The organism is Martelella sp. UBA3392 (assembly GCF_002358775.1).
In the GTDB taxonomy this organism is placed as follows: Bacteria; Pseudomonadota; Alphaproteobacteria; order Rhizobiales; family Rhizobiaceae; genus Martelella; species Martelella mediterranea.
This window is the reverse complement of record NZ_DEPM01000262.1, coordinates 27,586-28,225: the sequence shown is the minus strand read 5'-3', so window position 1 is coordinate 28,225 and position 640 is coordinate 27,586. Positions and strand designations below refer to the sequence as shown.

Sequence of the window (640 nt, the reverse complement as noted above, 5' to 3'; positions counted from 1 at the left end):
GTGGCGCTAATGGGGCGCAACGGCATGGGCAAAACCACGACGATCCGCTGCATCAGCCGGTTGCTGCTCCATTCGGGCGGCCGCCTGAGCTTTGCCGGGCGCGACCTCAAGGGCGTCTCCGCGCCGAAGGTCGCCCAGCTCGGCGTCGGCCTTGTGCCGGAGGGGCGGCGCTGCTTCGCGCCGCTCACGGTTGCCGAAAATCTGGTAGTCGCCGCCCGTCCCGGCCCGTGGGATATCGAACGGGTCCAGGCCCTGTTCCCGCGGCTGAAGGAGCGCATGCGCCAGACCTCGGCCACGCTTTCGGGCGGCGAGCAGCAGATGCTGGCGATCGGGCGCGCGCTGATGACCAATCCGCGCCTTCTGATCCTCGACGAGGCCACCGAGGGCCTCGCCCCGGTGGTGCGCCAGGAAATCTGGGCCGGCGTCAGGGCCCTGAAGGCGGAGGGGCTTTCGATCCTGCTGGTCGACAAGTCGCTGAAGGAAATCGTCTCCGTCGCCGACAGCGCGGTGATCATCGAGCGCGGCGAAACGGTCTGGCAGGGCGGCATCGACGCGTTGACGCCGGATCTGACCGACCGCTATCTCGGGGTTTAGACGGGCGAATCGTAACGAACCTTGCCGCATAGCCCCCAATCTTCTC

General features: G+C 67.8%; 1 protein-coding gene. It reads left to right on the top strand.

What is annotated here, in order from left to right:
• The coding region (locus B4E36_RS20505; protein WP_345900756.1) for an ABC transporter ATP-binding protein at nucleotides 1-594 on the top strand (594 nt) is incomplete at its 5' end.
• Between the last annotated feature and the right edge of the window lie 46 nt (nucleotides 595-640).